General features: G+C 71.5%; 7 protein-coding genes. All 7 read left to right on the forward strand.

Features of this window, described 5'->3' with window-relative positions; translation table 11 throughout:
* Window positions 1-4: 4 nt before the first annotated feature.
* Complete coding sequence (locus tag ACIHEJ_RS07635; RefSeq protein ID WP_400132937.1) at window positions 5-3,859, forward strand: hypothetical protein; 3,855 nt, start codon at window positions 5-7, stop codon at window positions 3,857-3,859.
* Window positions 3,856-7,617 (forward strand): AAA domain-containing protein, encoded by a 3,762-nt coding sequence (locus ACIHEJ_RS07640; protein WP_400132938.1) that lies wholly within the window; start codon window positions 3,856-3,858, stop codon window positions 7,615-7,617. The genes ACIHEJ_RS07635 and ACIHEJ_RS07640 overlap by 4 nt, the downstream gene beginning before the upstream one ends.
* Window positions 7,601-10,834: a hypothetical protein gene (locus ACIHEJ_RS07645; RefSeq protein WP_400132940.1), complete on the forward strand. Its 3,234-nt coding sequence runs from the start codon at window positions 7,601-7,603 to the stop codon at window positions 10,832-10,834. Before ACIHEJ_RS07640 ends, ACIHEJ_RS07645 begins: the two co-directional genes overlap by 17 nt.
* Window positions 10,815-13,277: an ATP-binding protein gene (locus tag ACIHEJ_RS07650; protein ID WP_400132942.1), complete on the forward strand. Its 2,463-nt coding sequence runs from the start codon at window positions 10,815-10,817 to the stop codon at window positions 13,275-13,277. Before ACIHEJ_RS07645 ends, ACIHEJ_RS07650 begins: the two co-directional genes overlap by 20 nt.
* A 318-nt stretch (window positions 13,278-13,595) precedes the next feature.
* Entirely contained in the window at window positions 13,596-14,330 is a 735-nt protein-coding gene (locus ACIHEJ_RS07655) for a response regulator transcription factor (protein WP_400132944.1), read from the forward strand.
* Window positions 14,331-14,558: 228 nt separating this feature from the next.
* Window positions 14,559-14,831, forward strand: a complete 273-nt coding sequence (locus ACIHEJ_RS07660) for a phosphopantetheine-binding protein (protein WP_400132945.1) — start codon at window positions 14,559-14,561, stop codon at window positions 14,829-14,831.
* Between the two features lie 5 nt (window positions 14,832-14,836).
* The gene (locus ACIHEJ_RS07665) at window positions 14,837-16,285 is read left to right on the forward strand and encodes a methylmalonyl-CoA mutase family protein (protein WP_400132947.1); all 1,449 of its coding nucleotides are present in this window, start codon (window positions 14,837-14,839) and stop codon (window positions 16,283-16,285) included.
* Window positions 16,286-16,303: the final 18 nt, after the last annotated feature.

Consider the following 16,303-nt stretch of genomic DNA (forward strand, 5'->3'; position numbering starts at 1 on the left):
GCACATGAACGCAGGGGAGACGGAGCTCTACGGAGCCGAGTACGTGGACGCGTTACCCGTCCACGTGCTGGCCTTCGACGACGTGCACGACCAGACGCACGTCGACGCCACCAAGGAAGCCGCCGCGATCCTGGCGCTCCTCAGCCGCCTGGGGGCGGTCCCTGAGCCAGGCGCCCCACAGGCCGTGACGTGGGACCTGAACACGGTCGAGGAGCGGCTCGCCCACTGGGCGGCCTCGGGAGGTGAACGCACCTCGGTCCTGCTGTGGATCGGGCACGGGAAGGGGAAGAACAGACAGGCCCGCCTGCTCGTACCAGGGAACCGGGAGAACACCCGAGCGGCCCGTGTCGTCCCCCAGACCCTCGCGTGGCACCTCCACGACGAGGCGAGCCGGCGCGTGGCACCGCACTGGGCCTTCGTGGTCGTCGAGGCATGCGGATCCTGGGGCTTCGTCGACCGGGTTGCCGAGGAACTCTCCGCGGTCGGTGCCACCGCGGAGAAGGAACTGGCCCTGCTGCTGGTCGGATCCGGCCAGCATCTCGGCCCGGGACACCTCGGCACCTTCCGCGAGAAGATGGCCGAGGTCCTCGACGGTTTCACGGACCACGACAAGGACATCGAGCCCGGAGAACTCGCTCACCGCCTCAACGCGCACGACGGGGTGTACGCCCGTGCCATCGGGTGCAGCAGACAACTCCCTTTGCGGCCGAGGACAGCACACCCGCTGCCGGTGACCGCCACCGTGGAGGACTACGACCGGCTCCACCGGCTCCTCGACACTCAGACGGACAATGCGCTGGCGCACTTCCTGCGCAGCGGCGTCTGCAGCGGATTCACCGAACTAACCTGGGGGTTCACGGGCCGGGCGGCCGACCGCCGCAGTGTCGCCCGCTGGGCCGCCGACCCACACACGCCGGGGATGCTGATCGTCACTGGCGCCTCCGGAGCGGGCAAGTCGGCGCTGCTCGGCAATCTGATGCTGCACGCGTACCCCGCCGTCGGCCAGGAGCTCCACGCGGCGGGGTTCGCGGACCGGCTCGATCCGGACCTTGTGCTTCCCGCCGTCGACGCCGTTGTCCATCTCGCCGGCTCCACCCTGGACGACGTGGTCGGCAGGCTGACGACGCTGCTCGGCATCGCCCCCACGGAGCCGGGGCTCGCCCTGCAGGAACGGATCACCGCCCTGCGCAAGGCAGTGGAGGGCCGGGCCAGTACCGTGATCATGGCCGATGCACTCGACGAGGCCCGCGAACCCCTGCTCGTCGCGGGCCTGTTGAGAGAACTGGCTCCGCTGACCGGCGTACGCCTGGTCGTCGGCACCCGCCCCACCGCACCCGCCCCCGTCGTCGGGCACAGGCGACCCGGCGACATGAGCCGCGCCCCGGAGGGGCGGACGCCCGGCGCGGACCCGGTCCCACCTCCCGGACGCGGCACCCGCGCGACCTCGGAGGAACTGCTCGACGCGCTCGGGCGCGACACCGGCCATGCCCAGGTGCACACCCTGGAGCGCGACGCCGAGGCCGTGCACCGCTACGTGACCCGCAGTCTGCGCGGCACGCCCGGAGGACCGTTGGCCGCAGAGCGCGGTAGCGAGGCCGTCGACGGGGTCGCCGACATCGTGCGGGAGCGGGTCGAGAACGGAGACTGGGAGTTCCTCCAGGCCTCACTCGTCGTCCAGGAGATCCAGCAGAGCCCGGAGCTGCTCCGACCGGAGCGACTGGCCGACCTCAACCGACTGCTCGCCCACGACCAACGGGGCCTGTTCAATTCCGCCGTGGGAAGGATCGCCGAAGGTTTCCCGCAGGCCACGCCACTGCTGGCCGCGCTCGCCCACGCCCAGGGCCGCGGCCTGCCGCGCGCCGGCCAGGTGTGGGCCACTGTCGCCGGAGCCCTCGATCCCGGCGGGGTCGCTCCCACCGACGCCGACATCGCCCGCCTGCTGCACCGCGCCGCCGCGTACGTGCTCCTGGACGGCGAGGACGGCCACACCGTCCACCGGCTCGCGCACCGCACCTTCGCGGACAAGTTCCTGGAGCGGTCGGGCCCGCACGAGCGGGCGGCCGTCCTGCGCGCGCTCGTGGCCCTGGCAGAACACCGGGTCGCGGCCGCCCCGGACGTCCCGCTGCCCGGCCACCTCGCCCGGCACCTGTCGGCGTACGCGGCCGAGGCCGGCCCCGACGGCTGGCGGGAGCTGGCCGGGCGCCCCCGAGTCCTGGACCGGATCGACGTGCCTGCCCTGGCCGGGGACGTACTCTCCGCCGGGTTGTCGCTGACCTCCGAGGCCCCGAACGCCGGACGACTGCCCGGCGGTGTGCTCGGCACCGTGGCCTCGGCCCACCTCATCCGCGCGGCCCGGCCCGGTGACCGACCGGGCCTCCGCCAGCTCGGCGCCGCCCGCACCACCGGCGAGCACACCGAGGCCGGACCGGACGCCGCATGGCGGGTGTGCTGGAGCCGGATGGCGCGGCACTTCCCGCACCTGCCCCTCGACGGCCATGTCCGGCCCGTGAAGGAGCTGGTGACCTGGGAAGCGGAGACCACCGTGCTCGCGAGCGGCGCGGAGGACGGCACCGTCCTGCTGTGGGAGCCGTGGGCCGGGCACGCGCCGGTGGCGGCCCTGCCCGGACCGCTGCGGAGCAGCCTCCTGGCCATGGCCGCTCTCCCGTCCGGCGGCGGCCACGGCCCCCGGCTCGCAGTGGCCCACAACGACCGGCGGGTGCGGATCTGGGATCTGGGTGACACCCCCGCCGTCCACGCGGAGACCGATGTGCCCACCATCCTCACCGGCATGGCCGCCGTGCCCGGGCCACGGCCACGTCTCGCGCTGGTCGGCACGAAGGGCTACGTCGCCCTGTGGGACCTCACCCGGCCGGCTGACAGGCCCCGCTCCGGCGCCCAGCCGGGCGGACGCGTGCACAGCGTCGTCTCCGTGGCACAGCGACGGCTGGTCACCGTCGACGAGGGCGGCTACGTCAAGGTCTGGGACGCCTCGGGAGAAGCGCCGCAGAGCCTCGTCTCCGACCGCCCCGCCACGCCTCCGACCGCCCTCGCCGTGCTGCCCGGTGCGCCCGGCGTCGTACGGTTCGCCTCCGCGCACACCGAGGACGCGGCGGGCGACGCGAAGGCCGCGGCGGAAGTGACCTTCTGGACCCTCACCGACGACGGTCTCGCACAGGACGGCGAACCACTGCACACCGGCGAGAGCGCCCTGACCGCGATCGGTGCGATCACCGTGCCGAGGGGCGGCACGCGGCTGGTGACGGCGGCCCGGGACGGCTCGCTGTACCTGTGGAACCCCCGCACCCGCACCCGCACCGGGGTGCTCCGCGACGGGGCGCCGGCGCCGACGGTCCGGATACTGCCCTTCACCGGGCCCACCCGGGTGCCGCTGCCCGCCACTGCCGCGAGACGCGACAGCGCCGTACGGCTCTGGAGCCCGCACGAGTCCGGCACCCCGGCGGGAGCGGCGGGTCCGGGCGATGCGGACGACGTGGACGTAACGCCGGATCCCGGCGGCCGGGCGGCTCCCGGCGACCCGGCGGGACGGGCGCTCGCCGGAGTGACGAGCGTCGACCGCGCGCTGGGGCCCGACGGCGAAGAGCTCCTCCTGCTCGGCCTGCGTGACGGCACCCGGCAGGTGTGCTCCGCGGCCGACGGCGCCGACCGGCCCGCCGGGAGCGACAGGCCGGCGCCGCTGACCGGGACGCCGCCCGCACTGCCGGACAAGCTGGGTGCCCGGTTGCGGGACTGGGCCGTGCTCGACCGCCGGCGCACCGCGCTGGCGCTGGATGACGGGGTGATCGTGGTGGAGGCCCTCTGCCGACGCCCGGCCGGACAAGGGGAGACGGAGTCACGATGACGGAACTCGACGACGAGACCCCCGAGGAAGTCCTCGACTCGCTCTTCACCGGTGACGGCGCCCCCTTCGGTCCCTACGTCCGTCACGGCGCCGCGGTCGTCGTCGCGGGCGGCCGCATGATCCGGGCCACCCTCAGCCGGCCCGACGACCCGGAACGCTTCGAGGTGTGCGTGTTCCGGAAGGTCACGAGCATCGTCGGTGAGCTGTGGGAGCACGAGGTGCGCAGCCTGCTGCGCCTTCAGGCGCTCGGACACCCCGCGCTGCCCGAATTCGTCGACGGGAGGTACGACGAAGGCCTCGGCGCGGCCTTCACCCTCACCCGCCAGGAGGGCAGCCGGGTCAGCGAGGAGTGGCACGAGGGCGACTTCCCCGGCTGGGTGGCCGGGAACCGGGACGTGGTGTTCGACGAGTACACCCTGCTCGTCGACGCCCTCAGCCAGCTGCACGGCGCTCGCATCATGCACCGCAATGTGACTCTCGCCGCGATCACGATCCGCCGCCGCACCGAACAGGAGGACCGCTACTCCTTCGCACTGGGCCGCTTCGAGATGAGCGCCCTGCTCGGCAACCTCGTCCAGTCGATGTACGCGCCGGCCCGGGACAGCGACTACCGCAGCCTTGTCACCGACCTGTACCTGGAGGCGCACGACGGCATCGAGCCCGCCCACCACCTCGCCTACCTCGCGCCCGAGACATGGCCGTCGCTGTTCTCCGACAACGCGCCGCCGCGTCGGGACTGGGCCAGTACCGATGTCTTCGGGCTCGGTGTGTTCGGCTGGGAGCTGTTCTGCGGCCCCCTGGCCACGACCCTTCCGGAGGCGTACGCCGCGGTGGCCGCGGCCGCCCCGCCGGAGCTGCCGGATGCGTTGCGGGAACTGCACGCTCGCATGCGCCAGTACCTGAACGTGCACACCGCCGCCCGGGTGCCTCGCGAACTGCGACAGGTGCTGCTCGAGATGCTCGAACCCGACCCCCGCGGCCGGTGCTCCTCGTTCGAGGCGGCCCGGGCGCTGGAGGAGAACTGGGAGCCCATCAGCTCGGTGTGGTCCCGGCACAAGGAGACCGAACGGCCCTACCTCGTCGCCTTCATGCCCGAGCAGTCCGTCGACACCATCTACCGCCAGCGCCGCTGGATCTCGCGCAGCCCCATCGAGGCGGCCGGCCGAGAGGAACTCCAAGCCTTCCTGGAAAGGGAGTTGCGGCAGGCCGAGCTGGTCTGGGTGCCCGGCGGCGCCAAGGGATACGTATACACCGGCCGGGAGGAGCGGCTCGCCCAGGCCGAGTGGGTGCTGATCGGAGAACGGGCCGTCTGGTTCTGCGCCTTCCTCTACGACGAGAAGCTCACCGGAGAGATCAAGAAGACCCACGAGGACACCCTGGTCATCAAGTACCTCGTGGACCGGAGGTTCGCCCCGGAGGTCCTCGCCGCCCGGCCGCGCCGCCGTGTCGGGCGTCTCGACCTCGTGCCGTACAAGATCGGACAGGACCTGGGCGACGACGTGCACGCCGACCGGCCCCTCTGGGTGCCGATCACCGAAGCGGTCAAGGCCGCGAGCGCGCCCACGGACCCGGAGAACAAGGAACTTCTCCAGTCCATGCGGTTCATGATGGAGTATCAGGGAGTCATCTACCGCGCCCGCCAGTACGCCTACCGGCTGCCGGAGGACGGCCGCACCGGTAGGACCTACGTGCTGGAGCACGATCTCAAGCGCGACCGCAAACGCATCAACGAGTCGCCGCTTCTCACCGCGTACGCCGGGGATCGCGTGCGTCGGCCGTCCCTCGGGGACTTCGCCGCCGCGCTGCTCCACGAAGAGGGCGGGGGCACGCTCACCGTCGTACGCGACGACGGCGGCAAACCCCATTTCGGCCGCGACTCCGTCGAGGTCAGGATCGAGCGCAAGGCGGACGAGGACTCCGTCACGGTCACGGCGCCGAGCGGTCAGTTGCTCCCCGAGCGAGGGTGGATCCGCCCGTCGGGCGACCGCGGCACCGACATCCAGTTGCGCCGCATGGCACGGGGGATCGAGGCGCTGCGGCAGCGGCACGGGCTGATGCGCGCGTTGCACAGTCCGTCCTCGATCCGGCTCAGCCGCGGCCAGTGGAGCCACGAGGGCGAGGAACGGATAAAGCACCTCAAGGGCAACGCCCCACAGATCATCGGTGAGATGCTGGACTACCACCCCTTCTACGCCCTGCAGGGACCACCCGGCACCGGCAAGACCACGGTCACCACCCACGCGGTGCAGGAGTACCTGGAGGCCGAGCCGGGAGGACGGGTGCTGGTGAGTGCCCAGTCCAACCACGCCCTCGACAGCCTCGGTGTCCGGCTGGCCAAGCGGCTGAAGAAGGAGATCGAGGAAGGGAAGGTGCTGCTGCTCCGGGAACTCCCGGACAGCCGCAGCGACAGCGGACTCCCGCCCGTCCTGCAGGATCACACCCTGACCACCCTCACGCAGCGGCTGCGAGAGAAGATCATCGAGGCGGCGCACGACACCACCGACCCCGAGGAGGGCGGCACCGTCCTCAGTCCGGCGGAGCAGCACCTGAGGGACGAGTGGGCACGGGTCGTGGAAGGCAACGACGTGGAGGTCTCGGACCGGATCAAGGCCGGCGCCAACATCGTTCTCGCGACCTGCTCGATCGCGGGCACCCTGAACGACGACATCCGTGACGCGACCGACGTCTTCGACTGGGTGATCATCGAGGAGGCGGCCAAGGCGTGGCCCACCGAGATCATCATGCCGCTCGCCCTCGGCGTTCGCTGGACCCTGATCGGCGACCACCGGCAGCTCGGCCCGCACCGCGCGAGGGATCTCGCCGGCTTCCTGGAGCGACTGACGTCGAACAGGAGCGACGAGATCGTGCGCCATGTGAAGGCCACGGACCGCTACCTCCGGCATCTGGAGCTGTTCGGCTCGCTGTTCAAGGACCTGACGGGGAACAGCGCCGACGAGGAGGACGAGGACGGCACCGACGCAGGGGCACGGAAGGGCGGCGCCGGCGATGCCCGGTCCTCGCGCACGGCCGAACCCCGGCCCCTCAATCGGCTCGTGAGCCAGTTCCGCATGCACCCGGCGATCGCCGAAGCGGTCGGGCGGACCTTCTACCAGCAGAGGAAAGAGGACGGCGGCATCGTACGGGACGAGACGGGTCTGCCCGTCAGCTTCCTCGAATCCCCGTCGACCGAGGCCACCATGCTCCACGGCCTCAGTCGGCCGTCGTTCCTCCGGCACGCGCCGCTCGTCTGGCTCGACACCTCCCAGCGGGACGACTGCCGGGACCAGCCGCACTGGAGCAACGGGGGAGAGGCCGCACTGGTCCGAGACCTGGTCGTCACCCTGCGCGAACAGCGGCCCGACCCCGGTGACCTCGCCCTGCTCACCCCCTACACCCAGCAGCAGAAGCTGCTGCGCAAGCGCCTCGCCGAACGAGGGATCGAGGACAAGGTGCACACGGTGCACTCCTTCCAGGGGCAGGAGGCCGACCTCGTCGTCGTCTCCCTGGTGCGCTCCGTCGAACAGGGCCCCCACTGGCGGCAGAACGTGGGTCACGTCGCCCAGGCGGAGCTGATCAACGTCCTGCTCTCGCGAGCCAGACAACTCCTCGTCGTGGTCGGGGACCTGCGGCACTTCGAGAAGTACGGAGGGGAGAACTGGCGGACCGTCATCGACGTGTTCCGGAGCCATGACGCGATCGAGCCCGCACCCGCGTACCTCGGGACACAGGAGGAGGCGACTGATGGCCCAGACCATTGACCTCGCGGTGCCCTGCCAGGTCGTGACCCTCAACCTGGTGCTCGGTCCCGAAGCCGGGACGACCACTCTGGAAGGACTCGTCGCACGCGGCGTCGTCGCCGGCCGGCGCACCGTCCAAGAGCTGGCCCACCTGTTCTCGCTGCCCCACCGTGTCATGCTGGACGTGATCCACGGCCTGTGGACCAAGGGCTACGTGTCCATCGACTTCTCCGACGGCTTCCTCGAACTCACCGAGACCGCCAAGGACCTCATCGCGGCGGGTGACGGCCTGGAAGACGCCTCGACGCAGACGGAGCAGCGCCAGTTCGTCTTCGAGCCGATGACCGGGAGCGTGTTCGTCTTCGAACGGTCCCAGCTCAAGGCACCCGCGGACAGCGTGGAGGTCCCGATCAGCCAGGGTGTCGGTGCGGACGACCTGCCGCGCGGTGAACTGCTGCGCGCCGTGCGCGCCACCATCCGGCACGAGCAGCGCACCAGGGGACTGCGCAGCAACATCCTCGACGTCTCCTTCGGCAATCCGCTGATCAGCACCGACGGCGGGGTCCGCTGGCTCTCCGTGAGCGGCACCGTCCAGAGCGACCCCGAGACCGGGCGGCTCGCCGTGAGCCTCTCGGACACCTCCGGCTGGAACCGCCAGGCCAGGGATCGGTTCCGCAGTCAGATCGCGGCACTCGCCGAGCAGAGTCCGAACGACCCCTTCGTCACCTCCCTGCGGAACAAGGCGGAGCCCGCGGACCCCGAACGCACCGACCTCGGGCATCTCGCCGACCGGCTCACCGCCCTGGTGGCGCAGACCCGCACCGCGGACCCGACCACGATGGAGGCGTACAACGACGAGCTGACGCAGGCCGCCGGACGGCTCGCCGAACGCGTCGACCAGCTCGCCGACTTCCGGGCCGCGGCCACCCCCGTCGCGGCGGGGGAGGACGTGATCTGGTGGCGGGGCGAGCTCATTCGCAGGGCCCGGCAGCAACTGGTCCTGTCCGTCCCCACCATCGACTACTCGGCGCTGAACGACGTGTTTCCCGCGCTGGAAGCCGCGCTGGCACGCGGTGTCACCCTGGTCTTCCTCTGGGGCACCGACCCGACGGCCACCCTGCCCGCCAAGGTTTCCACCGCCCTCTACGACCTGCAGGCGCGGCACCCGGAACAGGTCTTGCTCGCCAACCGCAGCTCCCGTACCCGTGCCTGCGTCTTGATCCAGGACGATGAGCGGGCCTTCGTCGGCACCCGCAGCGTCCTCGATTTCGACCCGGGCGGCAGCGTCCTCGTCCAGGCCGCCCCGGACGCGTCGGGGCCGGCCCGCTGCGTCGTCGACCTGTTGCTGTGGGCCCGCCGGGTCTACCCGTACCGCTCGGACAGCCGGCGCATCGCCTTCCGGCACGAGGACTTCGGCCGGACGCGGGAGACCACTTCCGCCCCCGCCCCTGGCCTCGTACCGCCGGGCCGGCTCCCCACGCTGGCCGACGGCTGGCAGGATGACCAGGTCGCCGCGCGCGTCATGTGGGCCGCCCAGTGGGAGGACATCCACGCCCGGCTCGTCGGTGCGGTCGCCGCCCTCCAGGACGGCGACCCTGTCGTCCGGATGACCGACGACGCCGACTACCGGGACGCGGTCCACCAGGCCCTCGGCGGAACGATGAACCGGCTCGCCATCACCGACGACCGCGCCGACCGCATCGTCTGCGGAGACTTTTTCGCCCGCCGTCTGCGCCTGCGGCTCGACGCCGGCGCGGTGCTCCACCTCCACCATCCCGCACTGCCGGCTCCGGTGTCCGAGCCCGGGAAGTACGACGACCTCCTCGCGGACCTCCGTCGGCGACGGACCTACCGCGAAGGGCGCGCGCAGGTTCGTGCGATCGTCAGCGACCACGAGGTTCTGACCGGCAGCTACTCCCCGCTCGGCCGGCCGACGGCCCGCTCGGCGGGGACCCCGCACAGCGGACACGTCGGCCTGCACGTCCTCGGTGCCGACTTCGCCGTCGCCTTCACCCGCACCCTCGGCATCGCCGGCTGGGACGCCCTCCCCCCTCCCACCCAACCGGTCGAAGCCCCTCGTCCCGAGGAACGGGCCGCATCCACGGACACCAGCACCGCGACGCGCCTCCCCTGGAAGATCCTCGAAGCACGTGCCGAAGATCCGTCGTGCCCACGTGGAACCCTGCGCGCCGAGATCGCCAGAACTCTGCACGAGCACCCCGCCCCTGGCCCCGACTGGGACACCTGGGCGAACTGGCTGCTCGAGGACGCCTGGCGCCGGAACGCCTTCCTTGAGGCGAGCCTGCTCGCACCCCGGATCGGACCAGCGGCCGTCCTGTCCCCGGCGCTGACCGCCGCCGCGGTACCCGTGGAACACGGACCCACCGGCGAGCTGCTCTTCTACGCGGTCGCCGAACTGCTCACCGGTGCACCGCAGGAACGCACCGTCGCCCTGGTCGGCACGATCGCCGAGCTGCTGCTGCGCGGCGGCGAGACCGGCGTCCTCGCGTACACCGAACTGACGAGTGCCGACGCGCGCGGCCTGGACGGAATCCCGCCGACCTGGTCGGAGCTCGCCGAACTCACCGTGGCCTACCACCAGACCGCTCTGACGGCGCTCCCCCTGCACCTGCTCGCGGGTGAGGTGGAGCAGTCCTCGCAGGCCGACCGGATCGCCACGCAGTGGCAGGAACTCGCGGAGCGCGCCCAGAACTTCATGTCCTCCCGTCAGAGCTTCGGCTTCGCCTCGGGACGGTACGTCCACGAGTCACTGTGCGAGTCGGGCGGTTTCCTGCACAAGATCATCACCGTGGGGCTCGCGGGCGGGGACACGGAGAGCGGACGCGAGGAGCTGGCCGCCCTGCTGCCGGACCGCGACATCAGGGAGTACATCGACAAGATCGTCGCCGAAATGCCGAGGCTCCCGGGCCCGCGCAAACGGCAACAGATCCAGTGGAGTCGGCACCTCAACTACGCCGAGCGGCTCGCGACCATGGTGGACCACGCCCGCCGGCTGATCCGGGACACGGCCGAATTCGAGGACCGGGACAGTGCCAAGGGGCCCGTTTCAGCGGATCACCTTCCCCTCGCCGCCTTCGTCGCGAAGCAGTGGAACCAGCTCTTCAGCGAGGCGGACGCCCTCGGCGACCCGTACCGTATGCCGGCCCTGGCCCTGCTCAAGCAGCTGCGGCCGCTGAGCAGGTCCCGGAAGGAGCCTCATGACCACCCCGCTGCGTGACCTGCTGGCCACCTGGCCGGGCCGCTTCCGCCACCGGGCCGTGCTGCTCGCGCTGGCAGACGAAACCGCCGACCCGGGCCGCGAGGCGCTGGGTAACGACATCCTGGACGGGTTCGGCGGCCGCGAGCCCGTCGAGGTGTACGAACGCCTGCTGCACGAAGGCGAGTTCACCGCAGCCGAGGCGATGCTCCTGGAGTGCGCGGAGCTGGACGACCCGTCCGGGGAGCGGTGGGCCACACTGGTGGCCGCCCGTGACCGGGCCGACGACGCCGCCCGGCTCGAGGGCGGGGAGCTGATGCGCCGGGCGGAGGCGGCGGGTCTGGAGATGGGGCCCGACGAGGTGGACGAGTTCGCCGCCGCCGCCCGCCGACGGCAACCGGAAGCCGCTCTGCTGCTGAAGGACCGGACCGAGCGCATCGACCGGATCATCGACGACGAGGCCGGGATACTGCGTACCCGAATCGCCGCCAGATCGGCCGACGGGGAGATCGACGCGCAGGAACCCCACGGGACGGCCGCCGACCTCGAAGCCCTGCTTCAGGCGGGCCAGTTGCGGATCGTGCGCTCCCGTCTCGCCCACGAGCCCCCCACCGCTCTGTTCCCCGAGGCCGTGCCCCCGTTGTGGCCGGGGGACTGGCGCAAACTCACCCCGCAACGGGTCCTGGACCTGATCCGCGACGAGACTGCGCAACGGGAGGCGGGGTTCGCCCGCTGGAAACCGGCCGATCGGCACGGCCGGGAACTGCTCGACGCCTACGCCGGACTCGAACACAACCACGAAAGCTCCGCGGCGCGTCTCGCCGCCGCGCTGGCCAGGGCCCTCGGTGCCGGCGCCACGGAGCCCCAGGCCGACCGCCGTCCGGACGGCGACGGTTTCGTCACCTCGCTGGACGGGCTCTTCGCGGAGGAGCCGCTGCGCCGCTTCCACACCTCCGGGCGGATCGACTTCTTCATCGCGCGCCCCGACGTACGGGAGATCCCCGCGGATCTCGCGGACCCCGGCCACTCCGCCGACCGCAGGCCCTGCGTCGCGTTGGGCCCGGACCTCGAACCCTCCGGCTATCTGGGCCGCACCCATGTGGCGGTGGTCACGCTGCGGGATCTGCTGCGGCTGGCCACCGTGCGGGAGCGGCGTGCCGTACTGCTGCTGCGACTCATCGCCCGGCAATGGCCCCTCCATGCGCTGACGGGCCCGACGGTCCAGGACTTCCGGCGAGTGCTGGCCACCGACCGGGACACCGCCTGGCAGACGCTTCGCTGGATCCTGGACCTGACGGGGGCCGGCGACGCGGTCGCGGCCGACGCCATGGCCGGCTGCACGGGGATGGACCCCGGACTGCTGCTCGTCATGCTGCGTGCGGCGGTGAAACCGGACTCCGGATGGCCCGGCCCGGTCTCCCGGTCCCACCGGGTCGAACCCTGGGAGGACCACCCCCAGCTCGTCGGGGCCCTGGAGGGTGAACTGCTCGGCCGCTGTACGGATCCGCAGTCCGAGGCGGCGTTCTGGGCCGCGCTGGTCGTCGCGGGGCCGGACGGCAGGCTGACGGAGGAGGACATGCGCGTCATCGCGGAGGCGGTCGCGGGCGGCCGCGACGTCGACGCCGCGATCGCCGCCGGCACCAAGGTCCTGCTGGCCAACGGAACCCTCGGACAGACCGCTGAGGGGGAGCTGACGCTGCGGAACTCCGGTCTGGAACGACGGCTGCGGCAGCGGGCCGACGCGGAACTGGCCGCGGCCGTCGAACGGCTTCCCGCGACGGACGCCGCCCCTGCCGCCGAATCCGCCGTCGCCCCGGAGTTCGCACTGCTCACGGGATGGGCCGCCCACCGCCACCTGCTGACGCCGTCCTACGCGGTCTTCCGGGAGCTGGCCGAGGCGGAGGGCACGGAACCCGGGGAACTCCTCGACCGCGCCCGTACCGTGCTCGCCGAGACGGCCTCGTCCGATCCCGTCGTCCCTGTCGGCACGGCCGCGCTGGACACGGTGCTGACGTCCCTGACCGCGGAACTGCGCTCCGCCTTCTCCAAGGTGCATGTCGACGTGCGCTGTCCCGAGGACACCCGGGTCGCGGTCGCCGACGACGCCCTGCGGGTGGTGTTCCACGAACTCCTGGACAACGCGGCCGAGGCGCTGTCCTCGCAGAAGGGCGGCACGATCAGGATGGACGTCAGCCTGCAGGCGTACGACGCCGTCGTCGACGTCCGGGACAGCGGCCCGGGCTTCGCCACCGATGTACGCGGCCGGGAACGCATGGTGTTCCGCGAGGGGTACTCCACGCGCGGCGCGGGCCGGGGCGCCGGCCTGTCCCGTGTCATGAAGATCCTGCGGCTGGTCAGACCGGACTTCGCCGACATCAGTGCGTTGCCTTCGGACACTGCGTCTTCGACGCTCAGGGGCGCACACTTCCGCGTCGTACTGCCGCTGGCCGGGCATCCCGATTGACAGGTTGCTGTGCTGTCTTGCGTCCCTTCCGACCGTGCCGGCTGCCACGGGCAGGGGCCCGGCGGAACGGTCAAGACATACCCATCGGTCGGTCATGCTTGTTCCTTCGCGCGCCCGTGAGTTCCGCCCGCGTGCCGTCGATCGGACCCCGGTGCTTCCTGACGCCCCTCATGGTGTGTCCTACGTCACATCCTTGCATTCGTCTATCCGTTACTCTCGCGACGGCTCGCCGGGCGCACACCATGCGATCCGTCGGCCGGTCGTCAAAGGCATTGGCTCCTACCGGAGTCGGCGTCCGCGTGTACGGGGGAGTTTGTTGTGCAGTTGCTCGATGGGCGTCGTGAGGTACGTGGCGGGATCGGATCCGACGGTGACGAGTGGGCCGACCGACTGGTCACCCTCAGCGATCCGGCCCTGGCCTACGAGGCGGTCAACCGGGCGCTCGTCGCGTTGCGCGGCGGGCAGACCGGTGTCCAGCTGACCGGCCGGTTCGCCGCCGAGATGGCGCTTCGTCCGGCGTCGGACTTCTCGCGGTTCGTCCGCACGGCGGTGCTCGGGTGCGGCCTCGGCCTGCGCCTGCTGCTCGCTGCGTCCGTCGCACGGGAGCCGGGTGCCCGCACGCGCCTGGCGCGGCTCGCGGCCGCGGGCGCCCAGATCCGGCTCTCCGCCGGGCCGTTGCCCGACCAGACCCTGGTGGGCACGGATCTCGCCGTCGTCTACACGGTCGGGCAGGACGGGCAGACCCAGGTCCTGGTGGCCCACAGGGAAGCCGCGAACGCGCTGCACCAGTTCCAGATGGCACTGTGGGGCCAGGGCTCGGAGTTGATGCGGCTCGGGCGGGACGTCCGTCCCGTACAGCTCGACGCGGCGCAGTTGCAGGCGCTGCGCATGCTCGGCGCAGGCATGAAGGACGACACCGCCGCACGGCAGATGAACGTGTCCGTCCGTACCTACCGACGGCACGTCGCGGCGATCCTGAAGACCATGGGGGTCGACACGCGCTTCGAGGCGGGACTCAAGGCGGCCGAACTCGGGCTGCTGAGCCCGCGCTGACCTCCGACGGCGCATCCCGGTCCGCGGTGGCAGGTTGATGCCGAGTTTTCTCTCGGAGAGTCCTTGCTGGCCTGTTGTGAGCGCTCCTAGGTTGAACGCACGGATCACCCGGTGACGGCAGTCGGCCATCGCCCTGAGGTGCCGTCAACAGGCCTTCGGGCAACAGAACTTCGAGCACCTCGCGCCATGCGTGCGCTGGCACGGCACATGGCAGAAATGGATCAAGGGATGTCAACTCCTCCGGCCACGCTCGCCGATGTCGAAGCCGCCGTGCTCAGCACGACGGCCGAGTTCCTCCAGCTGCCGGAGGTCCGTCCGGACGACAACATGCTGGAACTCGGCGTGGACTCGCTGGTCGCGACGCGCATCGTGGCGGCCCTGCGTACGCGGTTCGGCGTGGACATCCCGCTGATCGACGTCTTCGAGAATCCGGTGGTGAGCGACTTCGCCGAGTCGGTGCACGACCTCGTCGACGACGCACGCGAAGCGGCTCAGGCCTGACCTCCATGGGCATACCCGGTGAGTTTCCGTACGACGCCGGTCTTCACCCCGCGGGGTACACCACGCGTCTGTGGACCATGCGGCAACTGGCGGGACTGCAGAGCGCCCAGTCCACCAACGAACGCTTCAAATACCTGCTGGACATGGGCGAGACGGGGCTGTCCCTGGCCTTCGACCTGCCGACCCAGCTGGGGCTCGACCCGGACGACCCCGCCGCCGACGGCGAGGTCGGCCGGACCGGGGTGTCCATCGCCACGGTCGACGACCTGGGGGCCGTCTTCGCCGGGATCCCCCTGGACCAGGTGTCGGTGTCCTTCACCATCAACGCCACAGCCCCCATGCTGCTGGCGATGTGGATCGTGGTCGCGGAGGAGTCCGGGGTCGACCCCGCCGTCCTGCGCGGCACCCTGCAGAACGAGATGCTCAAGGAGTTCCTCGCCCGCAAGGCCTACATCTACGACATCGACACCAGCGTCCGCTACGCGCTCGACGTGGTCGAGTACTGCGTGCGGTCCCTGCCCGGGGTGAACCCGATCTCCATCTCCGGCGGCCACGCCCGCGAGGCCGGGGCGGACGCCGCCCTGGAGGTGGCGTGCGCGCTCGCGAGCGTCGACGCCTACCTGGGCGGGATGGTCGACCGTGGACACGCGGTGGACCAGGTGGCGTCCCGGTTCAGTTTCATCTTCGGAACCGACATGGAACTGCTCAAGGAGGCCGCCAAACTCCGGGTCGCCCGCCGTCGGTACGCCGAACGGATGCGGCACCGCTGGGGGGCCACGGAGGCCCGGGCCATGAAGCTGCGCTGCCAGGTCAACACCTTCGGGTCGGCGCTCGCCTACCAGGAACCGCTCAACAACGTCATCCGGGCCACCGTGCAGGCGATCGCGGCGGTGCTCGGCGGCACCCAGTCCCTGCACGTGTGCAGCTTCGACGAAGCGGTGCAGACGCCGGGTCCGCTCGGCGCCCGGATCGCGCTGCGCACGCAGCAGATCCTCGCCCACGAGACCGACATCGCCCGTTACGCCGACCCGCTCGGCGGCTCGCACGTCGTCGAGGGCCTGGTGGAGGAGCTGGGCAAAGAGGTCGACGACTGGCTGCAGAGGATCGAGGAGCACGGCGGCATCACGGCGGGCATCCGCAGCGGATGGCTGGAAGGAGAGATCGAGGAACTCGCCTTCCAGGACCCCGGACCGACCGTCGGCGTCGTCGACACCGCTCCCTCGGACTCGGAGCGCGGCCTGTTGCAGGCCGAGCGCCACACCACCACCGGAGGACGGCGGGACGTCGTACGCCCGCCCTGCACCGCGGAGCTCGACCGGCTGCGGGCGGACGCCCGGGCCGGACGCAACGTGCTGCCCGCCCTCATCGAGGCGGTCCGGGCGCGAGCCACCATCGGACAGCTCTGCGCGGCCATGCGGCCGGCCGACGGCGGCCCGGCCACCCCCCTGTCCTGACGCACCACGATCCCGAAC

Source organism: Streptomyces sp. NPDC052301 (genome assembly GCF_044593395.1).
GTDB lineage: Bacteria > Actinomycetota > Actinomycetes > Streptomycetales > Streptomycetaceae > Streptomyces.